This window comes from Opitutus sp. sgz309028 (assembly GCF_059821195.1).
This window is the reverse complement of sequence record NZ_JCAMRR010000002.1, coordinates 552,326-579,288: the sequence shown is the minus strand read 5'-3', so window position 1 is coordinate 579,288 and position 26,963 is coordinate 552,326. Positions and strand designations below refer to the sequence as shown.

Sequence of the window (26,963 nt, the reverse complement as noted above, 5' to 3'; positions counted from 1 at the left end):
TGCCCTTGACTCGGTCGCACGCGGTCCTCCAATCGCTGCCGATGGCCGCCCCTTCCCCCGCCCGCAGGCCAAGCCCCGGTTTGCGGTGTCTTCCCCTTTGGGGGTTCGCGATCGCGCTTCTCCAGCCTCACGCCGTGGCGGAAACCGGTGCCCCACTTCTGGTGCGCCAGCCGTTCGCTTCCCCGAGCGCTCCGCGCGGCGCCACGCTTTTTGCCGAGTTGTCGCCGGAGCAAACCGGCATCGTCACCGAAAATCGCTACGCCGATCCGCGGATGTGGGGCGACTTGTATCATGAATTTGAAGTCGGCCCGATCGGCACCGGCGTCGCGATCGGCGATTACGACGACGATGGACGGCCGGATCTCTTCGTGGTCAGCAAGACCGAGAGTTGCCGCCTGTTTCGCAATCTCGGCGACTGGAAATTCGAGGACGTGACCGCGCGCGCCGGCGTCGAGGATCGCGGCGATGCCGCCCGAATCTGGAAACAGGGCGCCACGTTTGCCGACGTCAACAACGACGGCCGGCTCGATCTTTACGTCTGCCGCTTCGCCGCGCCCAACCTCCTCTATCTCAACCAGGGCGACGGCACGTTCCGCGAGGCAGCGGCCGCCGCCGGTCTCGCCGTCGCCGATGCGTCGACGATGGCCGCGTTCTGCGATTACGACCGCGACGGCTGGCTGGATGTTTTCCTTCAAACCAACCTGCTCGACAACGCGAAGAGCCCGCTCGGGCAGCGCGACTATCTTTTCCACAACAACGGAAACGGCACGTTCTCCGACGTCACCGTCGCCGCCGGCCTGAGCACCGCGCCGACGCAGGGCAACTCGGCGACCTGGTGGGACTATAACGGCGACGGCTGGCCCGATCTCTACGTCGCCAACGATTTCGCGGTGCCCGATTTCCTGTATCGGAACAATGGCGACGGCACGTTTACGAACGTGATCGACGCCGCCGTGCCGCACCTGCCTTTCTCCGCGATGGGATCCGATCTCGGCGACGTGAACAACGACGGCCGGCTCGATCTGCTCGTCGCCGACATGGCGGCGAGCTCGCACGAAAAGGACCAGCGCACGATGGCCGACAGTCGCAGCCGCGCCCGCGAGCCGGGCGACGCCTCCTCGGCGGCGCCCAACTACCTCTGGAGCGCCCTCTATCTCAACACCGGTCTCGGCGTCTGCCAGGAAGCCGCGCGCCTGGCCGGACTCGAGGCGACGGACTGGACCTGGAGCCCGCGGTTCGAAGACCTCGACAACGACGGTCGGATCGACCTCCACGTCACCAACGGCATGCACCGCGAGATCCACAACACCGATCTCCTGCAGCGGCTCATGGGCACCGAAAGCGCGCTGGATCGCGTGCGCATCGCGCGCAACAGCCCGATTCTCGCGGAGCCGAATCTCGCTTTCCGCAATCTCGGCGACCTGCAGTTCGAAAACGTGAGCGCCGCCTGGGGCCTGAATCAAAAGGGCGTCAGCTTCGGTTCGGCGTTCGGCGATCTCGACGGCGACGGCGATCTCGACCTCGTGTTCTCCAATTTTCTGCAGGGCGCGACCGTGCTGCGCAACGACAGCGCCACGGGCCAGCGGCTCGTCGTCGCGCTGCGCGGCACGCGTTCGAATCGTTTCGGCGTCGGGGCGACGATCCGGATCGACACCGCCCGCGGTCCGCAGGTGCGCACCATCGGACTTGCCCGCGGCTACATGTCCAGCAGCGAGCCGATCGCGCATTTCGGTCTGGGCGACGATACCGTCGTGCAACGCCTGACCGTCACATGGCCTAACGGGACGGTGCAAACGTTCGAGAATCTCGCCGCCGGCGCGCGCTACGTCGTCACCGAACCGACCAACGCCGGGTTGACAGCATCAACGTCCGCGCCGGCTGCGGCCGAAACGCTGTTCGAGGAGATCAGCCAGCAGATCGGATTTTCGCTGACGGCGCGCGAGGACGCGATCGACGAACTCGCGATGCAACCGCTGCTGCCGTTTCGCCAGAATCGTCGCGGACCCGCGCTCGCCGTGGCGGATCTGAATGGCGACGATCGCGACGACCTTCTTCTCGGCGGCACGCCCCGCGATCCCGCGCGTTTGCTCATCGCCAGCGATTCCGATGCGTTCGCGCCAGTTGGCAATTTCGGGAGCGAGCACCCGAATGCCGTGAACGACGGACCGGTCGCGATGTTCGACGCGAATGCCGACGGCGCGCCGGACGTGTTGATCACGAAAGGCGGCAGTGCCTACCCGTCCGGCTCCCCGGAATACCAGCCGCAGCTGTTTCTTAGCGACGGCGCCGGCGGGCTTCGCGCCGCGATCGACGCGCTGCCGTCATTTCGGGAAAGCGCCGGTGCCGTCGCCATCGCCGATGTTGATCGCGATGGACGACTCGATGTTTTCATCGGCGGACGCGTTTCACCCGGCGAATACCCCTTCCCGCCGGCCAGTGCGCTCTGGCTTAATCGTGGCGGCCGTTTCGAAGATGTGACCGACGCGCTCGCCCCCAGGCTGCGCTCGATCGGTCTGGTGACGAGTGCGCTGTGGACCGACATCGATGAAGACGGCTGGCCCGACCTGCTGCTCACGCTCGAGTGGGGCCAGGTGACCTGTCTCCGCAATGCCGGCGGTCGCGGCTTCGAGGATTGGACGAGCCGCGCCGGTTTTGCCGAAGCCGGCACCGGCGCGTGGACCTCTCTCGCCTGCGCAGACTTCAACGGCGACGGCCACCTCGACTACGCGGTCGGCAATCTCGGACTCAACACGCCCTACCGCGCGGACGCCACGCATCCCGCGCTGCTCTTCGCGCTCACGCCAGCCGAGGGCGGCGCGCCGTCGTTGATCGAAGGCTATTACCAAGGCGAGAAACTCTTTCCGCGTCGCAGCCGGCGCGATCTGCGCTCCGCGCTCCCGGCGATCTTGAAACAGTTTCCGCGCAACGACGCCTATGCGCGCGCGTCGCTGGAGGAGATTGTCGGACGCGAGAAACTCGCGGCCGCGGATCGCTTCGCGATCACCGAATTGCGGAGCGGCGTATTCCTTAGCGAGGGACCGGGCCGCTTTCGCTTCGCGCCGCTGCCGCGCGTGGCGCAGATCGCGCCGCTGCAAGGTCTCGTGGCCGGGGACTTCGACGGCGATGGACGCGCCGATCTGTGCGCGGTGCAGAACAGCTACGCGCCCGCACCCGTGATCGGTCGCTTCGACGGCGGACTTGGGCAACTGCTCCGCGGCGATGGGCGCGGCGGCTTCGATGCGGTGCCGCCGGCGAACAGCGGCATCGTGGTCCGCGGCGATGCCAAAGCCCTCGTCGTCTCCGACCTCGATCGCGACGGCCGACCGGATCTTTTCGTCACCCGCAACCAGGCACCGACGCTCACGTTTCGGAATCGTGGCGTTCCCGGCGGCCGGATGTTTGGAGTTCGACTGCGCGGCCCCACTGGCAACCCGACCGCAATCGGCGCAGTGCTGACGCTCAGCCTCGCCGATGGCGCCCGCCAGGTCGCCCAAGTGAGCGCGGGTTCAGGCTACTACAGCCAGTCGAGCGCGGAGTTATTTTTCGGATACGAAGACACCAACCGGCCGCGTCAACTTCGCATCCGATGGCCGGACGGAACGGCGACCGAGCACGCCATCCCCGAAGACGCGAAGAATCTCGTCATCGCTGCTTCCACGCCTCCCTGACGGCGCGCCGCTCCACGGCTCACGGCGCCTCGCGTCCGAAACGATCGCGAAACTCCGCCAGCACGAGCGTCAGATCTTCCGGCCGCACACGCGCCGCGCCGCGCATTTTCCGGATCCAGCTTTCCGCCGCGGTGCGATCGCCCTGACGAACCGAATCGCGCGCGAGCACGACCAGCGCGAGCGGATGATCCGGTTGCACCCCCAGGGCTGCCTTCATTTCCGTGAGGCCCGCTTCGATTTCGCCCCGCCGAAAATACACCTGTGCAAGTTCCACGTAAGCGTTCGACTCGCCGGGGCCAAGACGTTTCGCCTCCTGCAGCTCGCCGATTGCCTGCGCAAAACGTCCATCCTCGTTGAGCATGCGCCCGTAGGCGAAATGCAGCGCGCGCGATTCCGGACAATGCGCGAGCGCTCGCGCGACGGTTTGGTAAGCTTGGGCGCGTTCACTCATCGCGAGCAGCAGGTTCACGAGCATCGCCCACGCGTCGCTGTCGGTCGGCGCGAGGCGCGTCGCCTCCTCGAAGCTCCGGCGGGCGGCGGGATAACTTTTGTCCGTGAAGTAAAGTTTGCCGAGCTGCCGGTGATACGGCGCCGGCGAATCCGATAGCGCGATCGCGCGCTGCAACCAGCGTTCGGCGACGGAGGCCTGACCGCGGAAAACCGCCACCGCAGCCGCCACACTGAGATAATACGGATCGTAGCAGTCATCGAGCAGCGCCTCCGCCCATGGATCCTCGAGATCGACGAATTCGCGATGATTGATCCGTTCGCGCAAAGCCGCCGCCTCGGCGTTTTCTCCGAGACGTTCATCCACGGTCACAAGCAGCGACAGGCCGCCGACAAACTCCGGATCCGCGGCGATCGAGCGCCGCAACCACGCGCGCGCTTCCGTCCAGTTCTGTCCGGCGATCGCGGCGCGCGCCAGACCCAGCAGCGCATACGGCTGCTCCGGCCAGCGCGCGAGCACATCGGTGTAAACCTGCGCCGCGTCCGTCGTCCGATTGCCTTTCAACAGCACGTCGCCGAGCCGCAGCCACGCCGGCAGATAATCGGGCGCGAGTTCGGTCGCGCGCCGATACATCGGCTCCGCCTCGTCGAGACGACCGGCGGACGCGAGCAAGGATCCGGCCAGATGCGCCCAACGGGCTTCGCGCGGTTCGATCTCGCGCAGCATCGCATAACACTGCAGCGCCTCCGCGAGAAACCCGTTGGCGTGATAAAGCCCGCTCAATTCCGCGAGCGCCGTGCGCGCGCCCGTAAAGTCGCGCGCTTCTGCATCCGATTCGTCGATACGTTCAACGAGGTCCGCGGGTTTACCGGTCAGTTCGGGCCGCGGCGGCAGACTGGCGGCGATCCGGGTGTGCTCGCGCCACTTCGCGCCCGCGACGACCAGCAACGCCGCGACCAGGACCGCTCCCAGACCAACGAGCACGGGTTTCGTTTTCATGCTCAGGGCTGCGGCCGCCACAACGTGATCCGGCTCATGCGATCGAACGGCGGATACGAATAGAATCCGCCTGTCACGATCGAGATGCGACCCGAACCATCGAGGTCGCCCGCGGCGCAGGCGATCAGTTGCGTCGGTTCGTAGGCGTAGAGGTGCGGCGTGAAATTCATCGCGCCATCGTTGATGAACCCGACGAGCGCGACGGCCTTCGGCTTGGTCCAGTCGTTGAAACCGCTGGTGCAGACGATATCCGTCGCACCGTCGCCGTTGAGATCGACGCCCACCGGGCTGTAGGCGCCCGGCACGTTGCCGATGCGGTGAAACTTGAACAGACCGTGGCCGCGATTCTCCAGCCATTGCAGGCCGTGCCACGGGCGCTGTCCCGGATCGGCGTAGGCGAAGCCGTCGCCGTTGGTGTAGAGCACGTCGGGGCGGCCGTCGCGATTCAGGTCGCAGAGCGAAATCCCGCTGCTGCCGTAGTCCTCATTGGTCGAGCCGAAGATGATCTTGTTGGTGAAGTTTCCCCGGCCGTCATTCTCGAACAAATACACCTCCTCCCACTGCTGCGACACGAGCGCGACGATGTCCGGCGCGCCATCGCCCGTGAAGTCTGTGACGAGCACATTGATCGTCCCGGAGAGGTTCAGCAGGTTGTGGCTCTTGAACTGCCAATCACCGAGATTTTCCATCCAGCGGATTTCGCCCTGGTCATAACCAAACTGCGCGACCGCGAGATCGAGTCGGCCGTCGCCGTTGAAATCTCCCGCGCGGACATCCGTCACGCGCGCGACTTGTTCGAGCAGGACATGCCGGGTGAAATCCTGCCGGCCGTCGTTTTCGAGGACCACCACTGAGCCGATCTTGTCGTTGTTGGGAAACACCTCGCCCATGCACGCGACGAGCAGGTCGAGGTCGCCGTCGCCGTCGAAATCCACGGCGTCGACATGCACCGGCGCGGGGAGGTTGTCGGCGAGCGTGCTCTCTTCGAACTTGCCGCGCGAAACCTGCCGCAGCCACGTGACCGCCCGCGCGCGATCGTCGCACGCGAGGACGTCGGGCAAGCCATCGCGATCCAGGTCGGCGATCGCAACGTGAGAGATCCACGGTTTCCCTTCGACGCCCGCGCCGATCGGCTGTGGCGTGAAACGTCCGAGGTCTTCGACCGGTGCGCTCGCGGCTGCGCGCGGCGAACTCGTCGCCGGTTGCGATCGCTCACAACCGCTGAATCCGACGAGAACCGCGAACGATGTCGCGATGAACGGAAACGAGAAGCGAAGGCGCAACGCGGAGGGGCCGGCGACGAAGCTCATGAACGCGATTTTTGTCGCGAGCCTCGCCGCAAATGGCAACTCCGGCGCAGTCGTGAACGAGGCTCGGGTGAGAGCCGAAGGACGCTTGCATCCGCCCGGCGCTACCGGTTGATTCCGCGCACCCCGCCCCGCCCGCTCATGCGCCTTCCCTTCCGGTTTCCGCGACATGTCTGGCTGCTGGCTCCGGCGCTCGCGATTGTTCTGTCGCTTTGGATCACCGTCAGCCGCGTCGAACGCATCGAGCAGCTCACACAGCTCCCTTTCTGGTCCGTCGATCCGCCGGCCAGGGACGCCAGTTCGCCGACCGGCTACGCAAACGGCCTTCGCACGCTGTTGATTCCCGAGCACGCCAACGAAAGTTATCAATGGATCCTGCAAACGCAGCAGCTGCTCGCGAACGGCGAATGGCGCGTGCGGCGCGTCGATTACGACAACGCGCCGTGGGGACGCGACGTGCGGCAGCCGTCCAACTACCGCGGGTGGCTGGCCGCGGTTGCCTGGGGCGATCACCTGCTCTCCGGACGCGCGCTTCCGCTCGCCGCGGAACGCGCCGCGCTTTGGTCCGATCCGCTGCTGCAACTGATCCTGCTGCTCGGCGCGACGGGATTAGCGGCGCTCGCTTTCGGGCGCGGGGCGGCAGCGTGCGTGGCGCTGGGCACGGTGGCGCTGTTTCCGCTGGGCGGCGCCTTTCTCGCGGGCGCCCCCGATCGTCAGGCGCTTGCTCTGCTCTGCGTCACGATGACCGTGCTGCCGCTGGTCGCGGTCGTGCACGCCGGAGCCCTGTGGTCGCCACGACGGAAACGGGTCTGGTTCCTATTGTCGGCGATCTCCGGCGCGATCGGTCTGTGGACCAATGCCGACCTTCAATGGCCGGTGCTGGCCGGTATCGTCGTGGGTGCAGGTAACGCGGCGTGGCTTTCCCGCGGTCGCGAGGGGCGCGCGTTGCCCTGGCGCTGGTGGGGACTCGTCGGCTGTGCAGCGACGCTGTTGACGTATTCGGCTGAAAACTACCCCGATCGCATCGGTTGGGACTTCGGGCCTCATCATCCGGTTTTTGCACTCGCGTGGTGGGGCGCGGGTGAACTGCTGGATGTGTTCGCCGTGGCGTTGTCTCCGGTCCGAGCTCCGCCGCGCGGCCGACTACTTGGACGCGGAGGCTTGGCGCTGTTGCTGGTCGCGCTCGCGCCCGTTGCGTTCGTGTGGTCGGGCGACCACCGCTGGCTCGCGGACGATCCGATTGCGACCCGGCTGACCTTGCTGCAGGGCGGCATTGCGGCGCCGAGTTTTGCGGCTTGGCTGACGCGATCGGGCAGCGATGGAGCATTTTGGGCGACGATTCTTCCCTGGCTCGTGCTCGTGCCGGTGGCGCTCTGGCGGGCAGTGCGTCGCCAGGAAGATCCATCGACTCGCGCGGCGTTGCTGATCGGGTCGGGGCCGCTGCTCGCCGTCACGACGATCGCCTGTTTCCAACTCCGAGCCTGGACGGTGGTGGATGCGCTTCTCCTCTGTCTCGTGCCGGTGCTGCTGGCACCGTCCGCTGCGTCGTCACGCCGACGGTGGCGACCGTTGTTGTTGGGGATGGCGTGGCTGGTCGCGCTGCTCTTCGGTTTCTGGCAGCAGCGGCCGGTGCGGGATTCCGGCGCGGAGCTCACGCTTTCCGACCTGGAGGTGCAGGGACTCGTGGAACGCGATCTGGCGCACTGGCTGGCACAGCGCGCCGCGGGGGACCGCAGCGTCGTGCTCGCGCCGCCGGACCTCACGATGTCGCTGATTTTTCACGGCGGCCTGCGCGGTGTGGTCACGCTGTTTCCGGAAAATCACGCCGGCGTCGCCGCGGCGGTGCGGATCGCGAGTGCGACGTCGCGCAACGAAACGCTCGAACTTTGCCGCAGCCGCGGGCTCGACGCGATCGTGGTGCCCTCGTGGGATCCGTTTCTGGACGAGTTTGCGCGGATGGGCACGGGCATGCCGGAAAATGCGTTCGTCGAAGTGCTGCACCGCTTCGCACTGCCGAACTGGCTGCGACCGTGGCCTTACGGCCTGCCGAAAATCTCCGGGCGCGAGGGGCTGTCGGTGTCGGTGTTTGCGGTGACGACGGAGCAACCGGAGCCGATTGCGGCGAGCCGGATGGCGGAATACTTTCTCGAAACGGGACGTGCCGCCGCCGCGGACGCGATGGCGGCGGAACTTCGTCGTTACCCGGCGAATCTGAGTGCGTTGACGGCGCTGGCGCAGATCGCAGCGATCGCGGGCGACCGGGAGGGCTTCGCGCGCGCGGCCGACGAACTTCTCTCGCGCGCGACGCCCGCCGCGCTCCGGCAGCTCCCATGGGATCGACGGATCAGCCTGGTGCTCGTGCTGGCGCAGGCGCGGCATCGGGAGCGCGCGGTGGAGGAAGCGAAACGCTGCCTCGCGCAGATCGATGCGGAACGTATCCGCACGTTGACGACGGGAACGCTGTGGCGCTTCCAGATTTTCTGCAAAAGCGCCGGCCTCGAGGTCGCCGATCCCACGCTGCGATCGCTCGCTCGCGAGCTGCTGCCGCCCGAGCTGCGGCAGCGGTTGTGACGTCTGGCGCGAGCGCCGCCGGCGCGGTTTCGCGGCACAAAAAAGTCCGGCGGCCGAAGCCGCCGGACGAAGAAACGAAGCGAGGAATCCCGGTTTAGAACTCGAACGTGTTCGAGATCGTGATCACCCGGGGTTCCGGTATTCGGTAAGTGCCGGGCGAGCCGTCGGGTTGGACGGTGATCGGGATGAGCGTCTTCGACGCGAAGAGGTCGCGCACATTGAGCTGGATGCGCCAGTTGATGCGCGTCGTGAGCTTCCGGCCGTAGCCGATCCAGAAGTCGAACGCGTCTTCGGTCGGGCCATACCAGCGCTTGTTCACGTCGTAACCGTCGAGGGTGTCGTTCAGCTGGAAGCCGACCACCTGGCGATCCTGCCAGCGATAGCTGCCGCCGACGTTGGCGCCCTTGAAGAGGCCGTCGCGGAAGGCGTAGTTGGCGGTGACGTTGAAGCGCCACGGACGCAGTTCGGGCACGGTGCTGTTGTTGAGCGCGAGGGCCAGCTTGTAGTTGCCGAGCACCTCGTTGTTGAACTTGTAGCGCGTGGTGCCGTCGGTCTTCGCGTCCTCGAACCAGTTGCCGCCACCCCAGATGCGCATGTCGCCCATCGGGCCGGCGTAGTCCTTGATGCGCTGGTCGAGATAGTCCGAATACGCCTTGCCGATGTTGAGGCGGCGGGCGTCGGTCTTCGAAGCGTTGAACGAGATGTCGAGGCCCGGCAGCGGGCTGGCGATCAACTCGTATTCAGTTCCCTTGGACAAGGTGTCGCCGGTGACGGCCACGGTGTTCTGGCTCCAGCTGCTGCCGGGATCAACGGTGGGGCTGGTGACCGTCGCGGCCTTGCCGTAGTCGCTCATGCCCCAGGCGCGCTGGAAGCCTTCGGAGACCTGGTGCTTGAACCAGTCGTCGACGGCGGCGAGCTCCTCCTGGTAGACGCGGATGAGACCGGCCTGCGTGTAAACGCTGCCGCTGGCGGGATCGACGACGCTGAAGTCGTTCGGGTTGACGTGTTCCGACGCGTGCGGTTCCCAGTGCACGACCTTGCCGGCGTAGGTGCCGGACTGGATCGTGCCGTAGACGGTGCCGGCCTGGCCGGTGCCCACGGTGTTGGCGTTGATCGCATTGCGGTAGTTGATCGCTGCCTGCTGGCCCCAAGCCTCACCGGCGCCGATCAGGTAGATGTTGCCGATGCCGCCGCCGTTGAGCGTGGCGTTGTTCACGCGCGTCTCGTAGCGGTTGACCTTGAGCATGATCTTGTCGTTGAGCGCGCTGATCGCGACGCCGTAGTCCTTCGTCTCGCCGGTCGGCGACGGGATGTGGCCGCCCTCGAGATCGAGGCGCGAGGCGTCGGGCTGGAAGTTCTGCGACTCGTTGTAGAACACGCGCGCACCCCAGCCGCCCGGGACATGGCGGAGCCAGCCCTGCGGGACGTGCGCCACGATCGACCAGGTGTGCGTCTGGCCCGAGACGATGTTATAGATGCGCTCGCCGTTGGCGCCGGTCGCGTTCTCGAGCTGGCCGGTAGGCAGGCGCCACTCGGGATCGTTGAGATTGGTCACGACGCCGCGGTCCTTCGCCGGGTTGCCGGCATCGAAGTTCTCGGCGATGTCACGCCGCCAGCCGATCATCGGGACGATGTTACCGCCGAAGAAGTAACCCTGCCAGACGAAGGTATCCGAATTGATGATATCGCGGAACTTCCTGGCCTGGGTGTAATCCCGCGACAGATCGTCGACCGAGATGTCGCCGGTGTTCTTGATGCCGACGGTGTAGTTGTCGATCGCACGCTTGGTCGTGTTCCACTGCTGGATGGTGCCGCCGGTGGGCGCCTGGATGGCGTTGATGCGGCCAAGGTGCAGGCCGGCGGGCGAACCGACGCTGCGAAGGTCGCCGGAGAGATAGGTGATGGTGGTGTCGTCGCGGCTCGCCTGGCTGACGGAATTGCCGTCGGTGGGCGCGAAGCCGGTCGTGTACCAATTGACCGTGCTCAGCTGGCGGGCATCGAGCTGCTGCTTGGCGCCGCTGTAGGTGAACACGTGACGGCCGAGGATTTCGGTGAGCGTGTCCTTGCGGTCGAGAACATCGCCGAAATTCAGCTCGGCGGTCGCCGTGCCACGCAACGACTCGCGACGGTTTTCCTGCATGCCCTGTCCCGCGGAGCCGCCACCGCCGACGATGTAGGCGCGGCCGACGTTCGGGTTGGGCGTGCCGTCGACATAGGTGTTCATGATGTCGACCGTGATCGCCGCGGCGTCGCCGGAAATGAAGTTCCGCCAGCCCCACTGCGACCACTGGTTGTCGTAGGCGAGTTCGAAGCCGATCTTGTTGTCGAGGAAGGTCTGCGACAGGTTGAGGTTGTAAGCCTTGAAGCGGTTGAAGTTCTTCTTGTTGTCGCCCTCGATGAGGTTGTTGTAGAAATCGAAGATCGAGGCATCGGTCAGCGACTTCGCCTTGAACGGCTGGATCGCATAGCCCGGCGTGCGCACGTTTTGCGCGTAGGAGTTGTACAACACGATGCCGCGCCATGAGCCGTTGATGGTGTTGTTGGCGGAGGAATCGGTGGTGGCGGGGACGTTTTTCACATCGGCGCCAATCATGCGGCTCTGTTCGCTCGCATCCTGATTGTCGAAGATGGAAATCACGCCGTCGTAAATGCGGTTGCCCGCGCTGCCGACCCACGGACTGAAGTCGGGCCGGGTGTTGTTCGTGATGTTGCTGATGTCCTGATAGGTGTGCGTCAGCTTGTTCATCGAGGTGAACCACGGTGTGATCGCGTCCATCGGCGGCGTGAGCCGCGGATAGTTCGCGTGCACGGTGCCCTGCTCGAAGTTCGCACGGAACGACGTGTGCGCGCTGCCCTTGTTGAAGATCTGCGGATCGAAACGCACCGCGCCATAGATACGGTGATCGTCGCGATAGGCCGGCTCCTGCTTGTACTTCGTATCGTCGCGCAGGGCGGCGAAACGAATCGCAAGCTGGTCCTTCAGGATGACCTTGTTGAGGTCCAGCGAACCGCGATACGAACCGAAGGACGAAACCTGAACGTCGACCTTGTTCGAATCCTTGAACGCCGCCGAGTTCGTACTGCTGTTGATGATACCGGCCGGCGAGCCGATGCCGAAGAGGATCGAGTTCGGGCCGCGCTGCAGGTCGACGCGACCGACGTTGTAGGAATCCCACGGGATGTCCGTGAGGAAGAAGTCGCGCACATTGTCGGCCTCGGCGAGACCGCGGACGCGGGTGTTGGCCACGGGCCTCGTATAGGCGGTCGTGTCCAGCACGGCGGCATCGCCGGCGCCGGTGAAGTTGCCGCCCTGGCCGGCCACTTCGGTGCCGGTGGTGTAGACCAGCAGGTCGGCGCTGTTTCTCGAGTTCGTGTCCTGGAGAAACTTCGGTGTGATCACCGAAATGGCCGAACCGACATCTTTCAGTTCCGTGCGCACACGGGTGCCGGCCAACGTGGCCTTGGCGGAGTAGCCTTCGGAGTCCTCGGACGCTTCGACGACGAAGGGAGACAGCAGCACCGCCTCCTGGTCGGTTTCGCTGCCAGCCGGCGCCGCTTGAGCAAGCATTCGGGGCGCTGCGATCAGACAAACCGTGGACGTAGCCATGACGGCACACGTCCACGCGGATACGCGTTTCATGGGGGATTTAGGGTGTTAGGGTGGGGACTTGACGCCTCTAGGAAGCGTCGCCTCAGGCCAGCGGGGGGCCGCCCAGAAGCGCGGCGACTATAGCTGGTGAGATAACTAATGGGAATGAGTTCAGTTACCCCGTGATTGAGTTACATTGCCGAACCGCTTCGCTCGGTTTTCGGCTCTTTTCAGAGGTAAAACCGGCATATTTGCCCCTATGCGCGCGAGGTTTTCGCGCGGCGCTTAAGGATGATTTCCCGGGCGACATGCCTGCATTTCCGCGCCGAGGATCGCGCGCGACCGCGCGGAAGTCGAATCCTAGACGGCGCCGCGGCGCGCTTCGAGCTGACGGCGGATCTCCGCCATCTTCTGCGGCGTCAACGGGAAGAAATAGATCATCAGCAAGCCGACGGAGATGCCGGCAATCGGGACCGCCGCGAGCAGGAAACGAATCATGAACAGCGTGCGCTCGCTCTGCGCCCCGCCGAGGTCCGCGTCGAATCCGGTCAGGCTCAGGATAATGCCCGAGGCTCCCGCGCCCACGGCCATGCCCACTTTGGATATCCACGAATCGCAGGCGGTGAACGCGCCTTCGCGGCGCTTGCCGGTCTGCAATTCGTCGTAGTCGATCACATCCGCGCGGATCGATCCGTCCATCATCCAGAAGCCCGCGCCGGTGAAGGCGATGAGTCCGGACGCGAAGATCTGCAGCCACGGCATGGAGGGATTGTACAACCACCACGTCGCCGCGAACACCGCGATCGCCGTGCTGAGGATGAACATCACGGCGTGCCGTTTGCCGAGCCGGCGGGCGATGAAGGCGAAGACGGGGATCCCCAGGAATCCGAACACCATCCCGGAGATGCCCATGCGGAAATTCCACACCGCGCCTTCGCCGAGGCTGCCGCGGCACACGTAGTAAACCGTGTCGTAGTAACCGAGGGCGCCCACCATGCTCGTGCCCATCGCATAGGGCAACTTCATCAGCAGCTGCATGCGAAACGGCCGGCATTTCAACGTCTGCCACAGGGTTTCGCGCAGCTTCACCTTCTCCTGCTTCGCCACTACCTTGGCGTAATAACGCTCGCGCACGGTGAAAAACATGACGACGGACGCGACCGCCATCAGCACGCCGAGCACGGTGCAGTAAACCTGCGCGCCGAGCAGGATGTTCGGCTTCGTGCCTTCCGGCGCGGCCAGCCAGGCCGATCCGGTTGTCAGCAACAAATGGATACGATTCCACACATCGTCGCTCGTCGCGCCGACCCACACCGCCATCGTCATGAACTGCGCGGCGAAGAACAACCCGAGCTCCGCGAATTTCTGCACGCCGTTGCGGTAGGACCAGACGCTGGTCCGCTCGTGATAGTCCGGCGTCAGCTCGGCGCCGAGGCAGTCGAAGGGAACCTTGAAGGCGCTCATGATCGGCAGGAACAGCGCCGACGAACCGATCATGAACCAGAAATAATTGGAGATTTCGTGACCGAAGATCGTGGTCGTGCCCCACCCCGGTCCGACCGCCACCAGCAGCGGAAAACACAATCCGCCGAGCACGCCCGCCACGAGGATGAAGGGCCGCCGGCGGCCCCAGCGGGTGCGGGTGTTGTCCGAGATCCAGCCGAACAGCGGATCCGCGATCGCGTCGAACACCCGGTTCGCGAACAGCGCCAGCCCGATCAGCCACGGCGCGACGCCGAGGAAGATGTTGAACACCTGGAACCCGATGTTCGGGTAGAGCCAGTGGCCCCACATGTCGTGAAACGTGCCGAGGCCGTAGGCGAGTTTCTGGCCGGTCGGGACCTTGTCAGCGCGGGCAGTCACCTCCGGAGAGGTCACGGGGGTCGGGGCGTCTTGCATGGAGGGGCTGAATTGGGGCGAGCAGAAGCCCGCGCGGAGTCACCGGTGGAGGCAATGGAAAAAATCCGGCGTGTTTTTTGTCTTTCCCATCGCAAATCTGGTGGCGACCGGCGGGTTCAATACGTGTCGATCAGCGAATGATACGTCAGCGCGCGCCGCAACCGGCGCAGGTCCGCCCGGCCTTCGTAGCGCACGCTCACGACGCGTCGCTCGCCCGGATACAGATCGAAGAAATTGTCGCTGCTGCGGAAATCGAGGCCGGCGAGATCGAAGGCGAACCGGTGCTGGAACGCCGTCGACTCGAACGTGAGCGTCGCGCGACCGGGCGCGTCGAGCTTCATCGTCACTTTCGTCTTCGCCCTCGGCAGGTCGATGAAGCGGGGCGCGGTCAGAAACACCGTCTCTTCGCTCACGCACGCGCCGTCGAGATCGAGCGCCAGGCGCAGGTAAACGCGATCCTGCGAATGACGCTTCAGCACGCGCGCGAGGTCCACCGTCGTCTGCCGCACACTTTCGCCGTAGCGCAGCGCCACCGCCTTCCGTCCGCGTTGCAGCACGCGACCATCGAGGTGAAACACGTCCCAACGCAGCACGCCGCGCCGCGCCTCCGGCGCATCGTAAACCGTGTAGACGTGCACCGCGCTCACCGTGTTGCGACGGTAGTTGCCGATGGTGGTGGTTTCCTCGCCGACGACCTGCGCCGACACGAGCGCGGGCGCGAAGAAGCGCCGCGCGAGATGATGCAGCGCGCGCCACCGGCCGGTGAATTCGATCGAGCTCCACGACGCGACCGGCCAGCAGTCGTTGAGTTGCCAATACAGCGCGCCCATGCAGCGGGGCATGTTGCGGCGCCAGTGCTCGACGCCGGTTTCCATGCAGTAGGCCTGGTTGATCTGCGACAGATAGATCAGCGCCTCCTGGTTTTTGGGGAAACGATACAGCCGCGAGACGTAATCGAGAATGAGCTGGTTGCCCGCGCGGTGCTTCTGATGCGTCTCCATCGAGCGGCCGAATACATTGGTGTCGTCCGACGGGCAGAAGGTCGCCTGCGTGGCCGGCGAACTGAAGCTCTGCATGCCGAATTCCGACACGAAGCGAAACGCATACTTCTCGTAATCGCTCACCGGATGCCGGCTGTGCCAGACATCCCAGAAATGCGTGTCGCCGCGCGCCTCGCCGGCCGCGTGATCGCGGTCGTAATTCCCGCGCCATGGCGAGCTCGGCCAGTAATCGGTGTCCGCGCCCGCCTCGCGCACCGCGGCCGGCAGCGTCTCGTGAAACAAAGCCTCGTAGCCCGCGTGCGCATCCTCGCTGGCCAGCGCCGGCGCATTGAGCGCGGCGATCTCGTTGTTGCCGCACCACAACGCCAGACAGGCGCGATGCCGCAGCCGCCGCACCTGATACTCCGCCTCGGCGCCCACGCTGGCAAGGAAGGTCTTGTCCGCCGGATACATCGTGCAGGCGAACATGAAGTCCTGCCACACGAGCAGGCCGAGTTCGTCGCACAGATCGTAAAACTCCTCGCTCTCATAGATCCCGCCGCCCCAGACGCGGATCATGTTCATGTTCGCCTCGGCGGCGCTCTGCAGATCGCGCTCATAATCGCGACGCGAGAGGCCCGCCACGAAGCTGTGCGCCGGGATCCAGTTCGCGCCTTTTGCAAACAGCGGCCGACCGTTCACCACGAATTGAAACGATTCCCCCCACTCGTCCGCGTGCCGGTCGAGCTTGATCGTGCGCAGCCCGATCCGCCGCGACCAGCGACCGATCGTCTGCCCGCGCGCGCCGAGCACCTCGACATCGAGCCGGTAAAGCGGCTGTGCGCCGTGGCCATGAGGCCACCAGAGTTGCGGCGTCTCGACGACGATCTCCGTGCCCTCGCCGCTCAGCGCGAGCGCGGCGACTTTTTGGGCGCCGGTGTTTCGTTTCGCCGGTTTTGAAACCGGTGCGGCCGCCGGGTTCTCCCATTGCAACGTCCAACGGCAACGCGCCGCCGGATCGTGCTGCGCCAGCTCGGGCTCGAGCAGGAGCGTCACGCGGCCGTCGCGATGCGTCTGCCGCACGCGCACGCTGTCGAGCCGGTTGCCCGTCCACGCTTCCAGCCGCAGATCGCGCCAGACGCCGGCCGTCACAAAACGCGGCCCCCAATCCCAGCCGAACTGACACTGCTGTTTGCGGATCACGGAACAGCGGCCCACGGGATCGTTGAACTCCCGCGGCTGGTGGTCGCGGCGTTCGCGGCGGATGTAGTCCATCGCCGGATCGAACCGCACGAGGATCTCGTTGCGACCGGGCTTTACGAGGTCCTTCATGTCCCAGCGATGGCCGACGAACATGTTGTCGGTCCGAGCGATTTCGCGGCCGTTCACCCATACCGTCGCCACCGTGTCGAGGCCGTCGGCGACGAGCTCCAGCTTTTCCTCCGCCAGTAATGCGGCCGACACGCGAAAACTCGCGCGATACTCCCAGATCCGTTCCTCGATCCACTGCAGCTGCAGCTCGTTCGTGCCCCAAAACGGGTCCGGGATCAGCCCGTGACGCCGCAGGTCGCGGTGGACGCAACCCGGGACGACGGCAGCCCGCCATCGCGAACGAACGGTGGCGTCGCGAAACTGCCACGACGCCGCGGAAAGGGAGTGGGAAAACATGAATCGATCGAAGATTGGTCAGTGGGGCGCCCGGCTTTCATTCCCGCGGGGAGGCCTGCCCGCGCGTGAATGCACCGGTCGGGAGAGAGAAAAAACGTCCGGCGAAGCGAAAGCCGCCCCGCCGGACGTCGAGAGAAAAAAGATCAAAGCGCGTTTTCCTTCACGAACGACACGATGTCGTTCGCGTTGCAGAAACAGAGCGCCGAAAACGTATCCGCCGCCCCGTAATAGATCGCGGTTCGCCCCGTCGCCGAATCGCAGAGGCAGCCGACCGGGAAGCATACGCCCGGCACGAAACCGCTGAGCTCATACGGCGCTTCCGGGCAGAGCAGCGCCTCCTTGCAGCGCGCGATCACCTTCCACGGTTGCTCGAGATCGAGCAGCGCCGCGCTCATCGAATAAACGAAGCCATTGCACGTCTGCGTGACCGCGTGATAAAACAACAGCCAGCCTTCGCTCGTCTCGATCGGCGACGGGCCGGCGCCGATCTTCGTGCCCTGAAACCACGGCCAGCCGCGGCCCATGATGTGACGGTGCTTGCCCCAATAAACCAGGTCGGGGCTTTCGCTCACGAAGATGTCGCCGAACGGCGTGTGCCCCGTATCCGATGGCCGGCTCATCATCAGGAACTTCCCGTTGAACTTGCGGGGAAACAGCACGCCGTTGCGGTTGTAAGGCAGGAAGGCGTTTTCCAGCTGTTCGAAATTCACGAAGTCGGTCGTGCGCGCGACGCCGATGGTCGGGCCGTGATACCCGTTGCACCAGGTGATGTAGTGAACGCCGTCGATCGGCGTCACCCGCGGATCATAGGCGAACTCGTGCCGGCGGACCTCCGGATCCTCGCATTTAAAATCGATCGGCTTCGGCTCGAACGTGAACCGAAACCCGTCCGCGCTGCGGCCGACGTGGAGGTGCGGCACGCGGTCCATGCCTTCGGTGCGAAACACCCCGGCGAAGCCGCCCTGCCACGGCACCACGGCGCTGTTGTAGATGCCGGTGACGCGCGGCAGCGGCCGGCGACCGATGACGGGATTGGCATCGTAACGCCAGACCAGGTCGGAGTTTCCCGACGGGCGGGGCTGCCACGGAAGGTTGGGAATCGCGGGACCCGCGATGGTGAGTTTCATGAGGTGAAGGGGATCGCCGATGGCCGCCGGCCCTACGGTTCAAAACAATGCTCTGTGCGCTCTCCCATTAGAGGGCGGCCGCGGAACCCCACCCTAGCCAATCCCGGCGTCAGCGGGAAGGAGACTGGTTGGATCGTCTTTGAGAGCGCTTCTCCGCACGTTGGCCGTCGCGAGCAGCGTTGCGGTCAGCTGTCCCCGAAATTGATACCTCCCGCACTTCGCCCCAACGGATTCGCCCCCCCGCGCCACCGTCATCGGCTGCGGCGGGACCTCATCACCCGTGCAACAGAACTCAACGGCGCACGATTGCCGGCCGGTCCGCCCGTCCTGAAGCTGCGCAGCGCCCCATGAACTACGGACATTTCGACGACGCAGCTCGCGAATACGTCATCACCCGGCCCGACACCCCGCGGGCCTGGTCCAACTACCTCGGCTCGCGCCGCTACGGCGGCATCGTCACGCACCAGGCCGGCGGCTACAGTTTCACCCGCTCGCCCGCCGACGGCCGCATCCTGCGGCATCGTTACAACTCCGTGCCCGCGGACCTGCCGGGCCGGCAGTTTTATCTGCGCGATCGCGACTCCGGCGATTTCTGGTCGGCCGCCTGGCAGCCCGTGGCCAAGCCCCTCGCCGAATTCGCCACCACCACGCGTTTTGGTCCCGGCTACGCCACGATCGAGAGCGCCTGGCGCGGGATCCGCACCGAGGCGACCTACTTCATCCCGCTGAATCAGGAGTTTGAATACTGGCGTCTCAAGCTCACCAACACCGGTGACACCCCGCGGCGCCTGAGCGTGTTTTCGTTCTGCGAGTTCACCACCGAGTGGAACCTGCTCAACGACACCCTCAATCTCCAATACGCGCAGTATATCTCCGAAGCCGTCTGGCGCGACGGCTTCATCCTCGCGTCCTCCTGCGGTCGTCTCCCGGTCGACGCCGCCAACTTCGCCAACCGCGACCAATCCCGCTGGTGGTGGATGACCCAGCTCGGCGGCCGGATCGCCGGCTTCGAGTGCGAACGCGACCGGTTCCTCGGCGCCTACCGCAGCTACGACCGGCCCGAAACCGTCGAGCGCGGCGCGTGCGGCAATCACGAGCATTCCTCCGACGACGGCTGCGGCTCGATCCAGAGCGATCTCGAACTCGTCCCCGGCGAGTCGACCGACGTCCTCGTTCTCCTCGGCATCGGCCAGCACGCCGCCGCGAAAAAGCTCCGCCAAAAATTCGGCAGCATCGGCGCCTGCGAACGCGAATTCGGCCGTCTGAAAAAGCACTGGCACGGGCTGCTCGATTCGATCCACGTCCAGACGCCCGATCCGGCGTTCGATCACATGACCAACGTCTGGGGGGCCTATAACGCGCTCGTGACGTTCGAATGGTCGCGCTCCTGCTCGCTCGTCTATACCGGCGATCAGCGCGATGGTTTCGGTTTCCGCGACACCGTGCAGGACTTCCTCGGGGTCTCCGCGATGATCCCGCAACTCGTCCGCGAACGGATGATCCTGATGCTCTCTGGCCAGGATTCCACCGGCGGCGCGCAACCCGAGATCCGGCCCTGGTCGCACACGCCCGGCCGCATGAAGCCGACGCCGCCGCAGCATTATCGCAGCGACGACTGCCTCTGGTTTTTCAACGCCGTCCCGGCCTACGTCGCCGAAACCGGCGACCTCGATTTCTATCGCGAGGTGGTTCCTTACGCGGATCGCGGCCGCGACACCGTCTTCGGGCACCTCCGTCGCGCCCTCGAGTTCAATCTCGCCCGCACCGGCCGTCACGGTCTGCCCTGCGGATTGCTCGCCGACTGGAACGATTGCCTGAAACTCGGCTACAAAGGCGAATCCGTGTTCGTCACGTTTCAGGTCCGCCTCGGTCTGAAAACCTACGCCGAGATCGCGGAAACCCTGCGCAAGCCGAAGGAGAAAGCCTGGGCGCTCGCCGAGCTCGCGAAACTCGACCGCAAAATTGCCAAGGTCTGCTGGGACGGTGACTGGTTTATCTGGGCGATTGGCGAGGACGGCACCGTCTTCGGCACCAAGGACGCCGCCGAGGGCCGGATCTATCTCAACACCCAGTGCTGGGCAATTCTCTCAGGCGCCGCCTCGCCCGACCAGACCGAGCGCGCTCTCGCCGCAGTTAAAAAGTATCTATCCTCCGAATACGGCGCGGCCCTGTGTCATCCGCCGTTCGCCCGCACGCCTGTGAAAGTCATGCGCGCGGTGCTGTTCAATCCCGGCACCAAGGAAAACGGCGGCATCTTCAGCCACACGCAAAGCTGGATCGTGCTCGCCGAGATTGCGCGGGGCGACGGCGACGCCGCCTACGCCTACTACCGCGCCTTCATGCCGGCGGCGCAAAACGACCGCGCCGAGCTCCGCGAGATCGAGCCGTTCGCGCACTGTCAGAGCACGCACGCGCCGACGTCGAAGAAGTTCGGCCGCTCCCGCGTGCCCTGGCTGTCGGGCACCGCGTCGTGGTCGCACTACACCGCCACGCATCACATTCTCGGGCTGCGCCCGGAAGTCGAAGGCCTGCGCATCGATCCGTGCATCCCGCGCGACTGGCCCGGCTTCACCGCACGGCGCGTGTTTCGCGGCAAGACGCTCCACATCGAGGTCAGGAATCCCGCCGGCGTTTGTCGCGGCATCCGATCGCTGACGGTCGACGGACGAGCGATCGAGGGGAATCTCATTCCGGCCGGCAAGCTTCGGAACCGCGCGAAGATTGTCGCGATTCTCGGCTGAACCGCCGCCCGCGTTTCCTGCATGGACCGCACCGCTCTCCTGACCTGCGCCGACCGGATCGAAGCCGACCTGCGCGGCAACATCCTGCCTTTCTGGATACGCCACGGCGTCGATCCGGCGACCGGCGCTTTCGTCGGTTCGCTGACCAACGACCTGCAGGTTGATCCCGCCGCCGAACGCGGCGCGCTCCTCGCGTGCCGGATCCTGTGGACGTTTTCCGCCGCCCACCACCACTACGGTCAGGCGGACTATCTGGCGATGGCGGACCGCGCCTACGCCGACCTGCTCGCGCATTTTCACGACCCGCAATACGGCGGATTCTACTGGTCGATCGCCGCCGACGGCCGCGTGCTGCGCGACCGCAAGCAGGTTTACGGGCAGGCGTTCGCGATTTACGCGCTTTCGGAATACCACCGCGCGTCCGGCCGTCGCGAACCGCTCGACCTGGCGATCGCCGTTTACCGGCTGCTCGAAGACCACGCGCGCGAGCCGGAGTTCGGCGGCTATGTCGAGGCCTTCTCGCGCACCTGGCAGCCGATCGCCGACCAGCGGCTCAGTCCCGTCGATCTCAACGAACCCAAGTCGCAGAACACGCACCTGCACGTGATGGAAGCTTACGCCAACCTGCTCCGCGTCTGGCCGGACGCCGAGCTGCGCTGCGCGCTCGGCGAGCTCGTCCAGGTGATGCTCGACCGGATCGTGGATCCGCGCACGGCCCACCTCGGGCTCTTCTTCGCCAACGACTGGTCGCTGCGTCACGACCGTGTTTCCTACGGCCACGACATCGAGGCCGCGTGGCTGCTGACCGATGCCGCCGAAGCCATCGGCGATCCGTCATTGCTGGCGCGCGTGCACGCCCTCGCGGTGCGCATCGCGGATGTCACGCTCGCCGAAGGCGTCGATGCCGACGGCGCGATTTTCAACGAAGGCGGCCCCCGCGGGTTGACCAACACCAACAAGGAATGGTGGCCGCAGGCCGAGGCGGTGGTCGGCTTCCTCAACGCGTATCAGCTTCGTGGCGACGAGCGCCATCTCCGCGCCGCGTTGCGCACCTGGGAGTTTATCGAATCCCGCCTGATCGATCGCACCCACGGCGAATGGCTGCGCGGCGTGACGCGCGACGGCCAGGTCCTCGCCGGGGAGCTGAAACTCGGTTTCTGGAAATGCCCGTATCACAACGGTCGCACCGGCCTCGAAGCGCCGGCCCGTTTGCGGGCGATCGCAGCCCGGATGTGAGCGCCCGTTTTTCAACTCCGCACCTTCTTCCAACATGAAAACCAGGTCTTCTCCCCAAAAGAAATCCGCCGCGCGCGGCTCGTCGAAAGCCGCCGCCATCCCCCGTATGTTCGCCGCGCGCGTGAAAAAAGTTCGCGCATCGCACGAGGCGTTTCTCAAGCGCCGCAACCCCGTCGATCCCGTCTGGGATAACGGCGTGTTCGAGCGTTTCCTCTATCCGGTCGTCACCGACCGCCATACGCCGCTCGAGTGGCGCTACGATTTCAACCCGCAGACGAACCCGTTTTTCATGGAGCGGCTTGGCATCAACGCGACGCTCAACCCCGGCGCGTTTTACTGGCGGGGCAAGGTTCACCTCGTCGTGCGCACCGAGGGTTACGATCGCAAAAGCTTCTTCGCGATCGCGGAATCGCCCAATGGCATCGACAACTTCCGCTTCTGGGACGAACCCGTCGACCTGCCCGAGGTCGCGCCCGAGACGAATGTCTACGACATGCGCGTGGTGTTTCACCAGGACGGCTGGATCTATGGCGTGTTCTGCGCGGAAGCGAAGGATCCCGACGCCGCGCCCGGCGACCTGTCGTCGGCGGTCGCGCAGGCCGGCATCGTCCGCACGAGGGATTTCAAGGAGTGGGAGCGCCTGCCGAATCTGAAGACGCCCGCGTCCCAGCAACGCAACGTCGTCCTCCACCCCGAATTCGTGGACGGAAAATATGCGTTCTACACGCGGCCGATGGACGGGTTCATCGACGTCGGCTCCGGCGGTGGCATTGGCTGGACTTTGTGCGAGGACATCACGACCGGCGTGACCGGTCCCGAGAAGATCATCGATGCGCGCGCCTATCACACGATCAAGGAGGTGAAGAACGGCCAGGGCCCGGTGCCGATCAAGACGCCGCAAGGCTGGCTGCACCTGGCGCATGGCGTGCGCGCCTGCGCGGCAGGCCTGCGTTACGTCCTGTATATGTTCATGACGTCGCTCGACGATCCGTCGAAGGTCATCGCGCGTCCGGGTGGGCATTTCCTCGCGCCGTATGAGAGCGAGCGGATCGGCGACGTCTCCAACGTCACCTTCTCCAACGGCTGGGTCGAGTTGCCCGACGGCACCGTGCTGATCTACTACGGCGCCTCCGACACGCGTTGCTACGTGGCGCGTTCCTCCGTCGCCAAGCTCGTCGACTGGTGCCTGCACACGCCGGAGGAAGCTTACACCACCCGGCTCGCGGTCGATCAGCGCCTCGCGCTGATCCGCGCCAACCGGGCGCTGCGGGGCTGAGCCGCTTCGAACGGCCGGGGGGTGCGGACTGCAAACCTCTCGCTTTGCTTCTCCGAAATTGAGATAGCTGCCAAGCGGGCGATCGCTCAGTGTGCCCGCCCCGATGAGCCGCTCCCTGGCCGCTTTCTTTTCCCGCCTCGACGAAATCTACGGCCAGATGCCGTATTTCGTCCGGCTGAAGGCGCGTCTGTTTGCCGTGCTGGTCGGCGCACTGACCGTCCTTGCGCCGCTCAACATTCTCAAACTGCTCTGGCTCCAGCCTCACGCCGTCGGCGTGCGGATCGGCTACAGCATTTTCCTCGCCGTCATTTCGGCTTGGGCGCTACGCGCGGTGTGGCGGGGACAGCTGCAGCGCGCCGCCAACGGCCTTTCGCTTGGGGTCATCCTGACGCTGCATCTCTCGGTCCTCTTCGCCGTCGAGATCCCGTATCCCGTCGCGCTGGGCTTTCAGCTGTTCGCCATGGACATGGTGTTCCTGCTGTTCGCCGTGACCTTCGCGACGCCGCGGGCGGCCGCGCTCCTGTTTGTTCTGGTCGTCGGCTTCCACCTGGACTTCCACCTGCGCGTGCTCCGCCTCATCGACGAGCGGAACCAGCTTTCCCTCGTGGCCGACAGCGTGCTCCGCGAAGGGCTGCTCGCCGTCACCATCGTTTTCGGCTTGGGACTCGCGTTGCTGCGCATGATCCAGGCCGTGCAGCAACGGAGCGAACAGGCGCTGACCGAGACGCGCGCGCACAACGCCAACCTCAACCGTCTCGTCGCCGAGCGCACCGTCGAGCTCGAGGAGGCGAGTCACCGCGCCGAAGCCGCGTCGCGCGCGAAAAGCGAATTCCTGGCCAACATGAGCCACGAGATCCGCACGCCGCTCAACGGTATCATCGGCTCCTCCGATCTGCTTTTGCGCCGCGCCGACCTGCCCGCCGACGCCGCCGAGCACGTGCGGATCATTTCCAAATCCGGCGATCTCCTGCTGCGTTTGTTGGGCGACATCCTCGACCTCTCGAAAATCGAAGCCGGCCAGCTCGTGCTCGACACGCATCCCTTCGACGTCGCCGCGACGGTGCGCGACACGCTTGCCCTCCTCGCGCCGCGGGCAGTGCTCGCGTCGGTCCGACTGGAGGGTGCCATCGCCTCGGAGCTTTCTGGCTACCGCGCCGGCGACGGCTATCGCCTGCGACAGGTGCTGCTCAATCTCCTTTCGAATGCGCTGAAGTTCACCCCGCCGGGCGGAGAGGTGCGCATCTCGGCGGAATTACTCGGCTCCGATCAAATCCGTTTCGCCGTGCGCGATACCGGCATCGGGATGGACTCCGCTACGCTCGCGCGGATCTTCGAGCGGTTCACCCAAGCCGATTCCTCCACCACCCGCCGCTACGGCGGCAGCGGACTCGGCCTCGCGATCAGCCGGCATCTCGTGGAAATGATGGGCGGACGGCTCGAAGTGGAGAGCCGACCCGCGGCCGGCTCGTGCTTTCACTTCACGATCGCCCTTCCCGCGATCGATCCGGTCACCCCGGCCGCGCTCGCCGCTCCGCCGATCGAGCAACCGTTGGCGTTGCGCGTGCTCGTCGCCGAGGACAACGAAATCAACCGCCGCATCCTCGCGTCCCAACTCGCCTACCTCGGCTGCGACTTCACCATGGTCACTGACGGCGCCGAAGCCCTCACCGCCCTCGAACGCGATCCGCTGCCCGCCGCCGTGCTGATGGATTGCCACATGCCGAATCTCGATGGTTGGGAAACCACCCGCCGGCTGCGCGCCTGGTCGGAAGATCCGCTCCCGCACCGCCGCGCCGCCGCGCGGATTCCCGTCCTCGCCCTCACCGCGGCGGCGCTGCCGGAAGAACGCCTGCGCTGCCTCGCCGCGGGCATGAACGATTTCGTCGCCAAACCGGTGAAGCTCGCCGAACTGCACGCGGCCCTCGCCCGCTTTGCGCCGACACCGGAGGCAAACTCCACTCCGCTCGCCGACCCCACGCCGTGATCGCCGGAGCAGCGCGCCTCACGCGCTCCGGAGCTCGCGGGCGGCCACTTCCGCGGCGCGCTGACCTGACACGACCGCGCCTTCCATCGTCGCGACAAACGGCTGGCGCGTGAAATCCCCCGCCAGCGACAGCCCGCGCACCGGCGTGTCCTGCGACGGCCGCAAGTGATCGTTGCCCGGCGCGAGCGAATAGAAATCGTCGCGGTGATTCACCAGGCGATAACGCGTGACGCGATTGCGCACGTTGAGCCCGAGCTTGTCCGCATCTTCCAACGCAATCGCGAGCACGCGATCCACCGGCAGATCGATCAACTCATCGGCCGGCGCTATGATGATTGAGAGCCGCCCCGGTAAACCGCGAAACGTCGTGCGCCGCTGTTCGCTGAAACACGCCAGCGCCGTGCCAACGCCGAACGTCGTGCGATCCACCGCCATCGACGGTTCCTCGAGTTCGAGTTGCAGCGTCACCGCCGGCATCGTGGGCAAACGCCGCAGCGGCTCCGTCCACGCCGCGTCCGCGAAGGGCGCCGCGACCAAGCGCTGCGTCGCCTGTAACGAGCTCGCGAGGACAACATGGCGTGCGCGATACGTCACGCCCGCGGCGACAACGCCCACCACGCGTTCGTTCTCGACCAGCAGCCGCTCCACGGGCGCGTTCGTCAGCACCGTGCCATGGCGCGCCCGAATCGCTTCCGCCAGCGGCTCGGTCATCACGTCCGTCATCCCGCCGGCGAACGCCCCGATGCGCATCGCGGCGGCGTTGTTGAGATAAGGCGCGATCAGCGCCATGAACACCAACGCCGACAACCGGCTCGCCGGCACGAAGTAGATCCCCGCCGTCAACGGCTCGAGGAGTTTCGAGATCACGTCCGGATGCACGTCGAGTTCCCGTGCGTATTCGAGCACCGACCGCCGATCCAGCATCGCCGGCTCGTTCGCGAAATCCAATACGCCGCGCGTCAGAAAGCGGGAAAACGAAAGTTTCGCGCCGGGCGAAAGGTAATCGTTGTGCCCGGCGATGTCCGCCAGCGTTTGCAGCGGATTCCGCAGCGGCGCCGCGGAAAATACCGCCGACGGCTGCGGGCCCGGCTGGCGAAACTCCACCTCGTCTTCCCAGATCACGATCTCGTTCCAATCCACACCCGCGCGTCGCAGCAGCTCTGGCAGCGCGCGATACGTGCCGATCACGCGGTGCAGCCCCGACTCCACGCGCATGCCGTCGGGATCGGTCCACGACGCCGTGCGACCGCCGGTCCAGGGTTTCGCTTCAAGCACGAGCACGCCAAAACCCTGTTCGGCCAATTCCAACGCAGCGCTCAAGCCCGCCAGCCCGGCGCCCACCACGATCGCGTCCACGTTCGGAATGAGGTCGTTTCCGTTCATCCGCGCAGCGACACCCGCGCCGCAACGCGGTTCGCTCCGCGCGCGGCGACGCTCCTTTTCCCCGATGCGCGATGGGGAAAATCCGGG

General features: G+C 65.6%; 13 protein-coding genes. 6 read left to right on the top strand and 7 right to left on the bottom strand.

Annotated elements, in window-relative coordinates:
• Positions 1 to 41: 41 nt before the first annotated feature.
• Complete coding sequence (locus AC6RV7_RS08140) at positions 42 to 3,668, top strand: CRTAC1 family protein (protein WP_500093474.1); 3,627 nt, start codon at positions 42 to 44, stop codon at positions 3,666 to 3,668.
• Positions 3,669 to 3,687: 19 nt separating this feature from the next.
• Here AC6RV7_RS08140 and AC6RV7_RS08135 read toward each other — a convergent pair whose 3' ends face one another.
• The gene (locus AC6RV7_RS08135) at positions 3,688 to 5,115 is read right to left on the bottom strand and encodes a tetratricopeptide repeat protein (protein WP_500093473.1); all 1,428 of its coding nucleotides are present in this window, start codon (positions 5,113 to 5,115) and stop codon (positions 3,688 to 3,690) included.
• A 2-nt stretch (positions 5,116 to 5,117) separates the two neighbouring features.
• Positions 5,118 to 6,425 carry an FG-GAP repeat domain-containing protein gene (locus tag AC6RV7_RS08130; protein ID WP_500093472.1) on the bottom strand — a complete coding sequence of 436 codons (1,308 nt, stop codon included), beginning with the start codon at positions 6,423 to 6,425 and terminating at the stop codon, positions 5,118 to 5,120.
• A gap of 138 nt (positions 6,426 to 6,563) precedes the next feature.
• On the opposite strand from AC6RV7_RS08130, the gene AC6RV7_RS08125 reads away from it, so the two are divergent.
• A complete protein-coding gene (locus AC6RV7_RS08125) occupies positions 6,564 to 8,993 on the top strand; it encodes a hypothetical protein (protein WP_500093471.1) in 2,430 nt (809 codons plus the stop codon).
• 94 nt (positions 8,994 to 9,087) lie between these two features.
• Here AC6RV7_RS08125 and AC6RV7_RS08120 read toward each other — a convergent pair whose 3' ends face one another.
• From AC6RV7_RS08120 to AC6RV7_RS08105, 4 genes are all read right to left on the bottom strand, one after another.
• On the bottom strand, positions 9,088 to 12,561 hold the full coding sequence (locus AC6RV7_RS08120) for a TonB-dependent receptor plug domain-containing protein (RefSeq protein ID WP_500093470.1): 3,474 nt from the start codon (positions 12,559 to 12,561) through the stop codon (positions 9,088 to 9,090).
• Between the two features lie 381 nt (positions 12,562 to 12,942).
• Entirely contained in the window at positions 12,943 to 14,481 is a 1,539-nt protein-coding gene (locus AC6RV7_RS08115) for an MFS transporter (RefSeq protein ID WP_500093469.1), read from the bottom strand.
• Positions 14,482 to 14,597: 116 nt separating this feature from the next.
• On the bottom strand, positions 14,598 to 17,129 hold the full coding sequence (locus AC6RV7_RS08110) for a beta-mannosidase (protein WP_500093468.1): 2,532 nt from the start codon (positions 17,127 to 17,129) through the stop codon (positions 14,598 to 14,600).
• A gap of 143 nt (positions 17,130 to 17,272) precedes the next feature.
• Positions 17,273 to 18,256, bottom strand: coding sequence for a glycoside hydrolase family 130 protein (locus tag AC6RV7_RS08105; protein ID WP_500093467.1), 984 nt, complete (start codon positions 18,254 to 18,256; stop codon positions 17,273 to 17,275).
• A gap of 347 nt (positions 18,257 to 18,603) precedes the next feature.
• Between AC6RV7_RS08105 and AC6RV7_RS08100 the strand changes: the two genes are divergently transcribed.
• The 4 genes from AC6RV7_RS08100 to AC6RV7_RS08085 all read left to right on the top strand — a co-directional run bounded on the left by AC6RV7_RS08100 (position 18,604) and on the right by AC6RV7_RS08085 (position 25,493).
• Positions 18,604 to 20,997: a glycoside hydrolase family 94 protein gene (locus AC6RV7_RS08100; RefSeq protein ID WP_500093466.1), complete on the top strand. Its 2,394-nt coding sequence runs from the start codon at positions 18,604 to 18,606 to the stop codon at positions 20,995 to 20,997.
• Between the two features lie 21 nt (positions 20,998 to 21,018).
• Complete coding sequence (locus tag AC6RV7_RS08095) at positions 21,019 to 22,233, top strand: AGE family epimerase/isomerase (RefSeq protein ID WP_500093465.1); 1,215 nt, start codon at positions 21,019 to 21,021, stop codon at positions 22,231 to 22,233.
• A gap of 106 nt (positions 22,234 to 22,339) precedes the next feature.
• Complete coding sequence (locus tag AC6RV7_RS08090) at positions 22,340 to 23,509, top strand: glycoside hydrolase family 130 protein (protein WP_500094193.1); 1,170 nt, start codon at positions 22,340 to 22,342, stop codon at positions 23,507 to 23,509.
• 103 nt (positions 23,510 to 23,612) lie between these two features.
• Positions 23,613 to 25,493, top strand: coding sequence for an ATP-binding protein (locus AC6RV7_RS08085; RefSeq protein WP_500093464.1), 1,881 nt, complete (start codon positions 23,613 to 23,615; stop codon positions 25,491 to 25,493).
• A gap of 18 nt (positions 25,494 to 25,511) precedes the next feature.
• On the opposite strand, the gene AC6RV7_RS08080 is transcribed toward AC6RV7_RS08085, so the two are convergent.
• A complete protein-coding gene (locus tag AC6RV7_RS08080; protein ID WP_500093463.1) occupies positions 25,512 to 26,876 on the bottom strand; it encodes a hydroxysqualene dehydroxylase in 1,365 nt (454 codons plus the stop codon).
• Positions 26,877 to 26,963 lie beyond the last annotated feature (87 nt).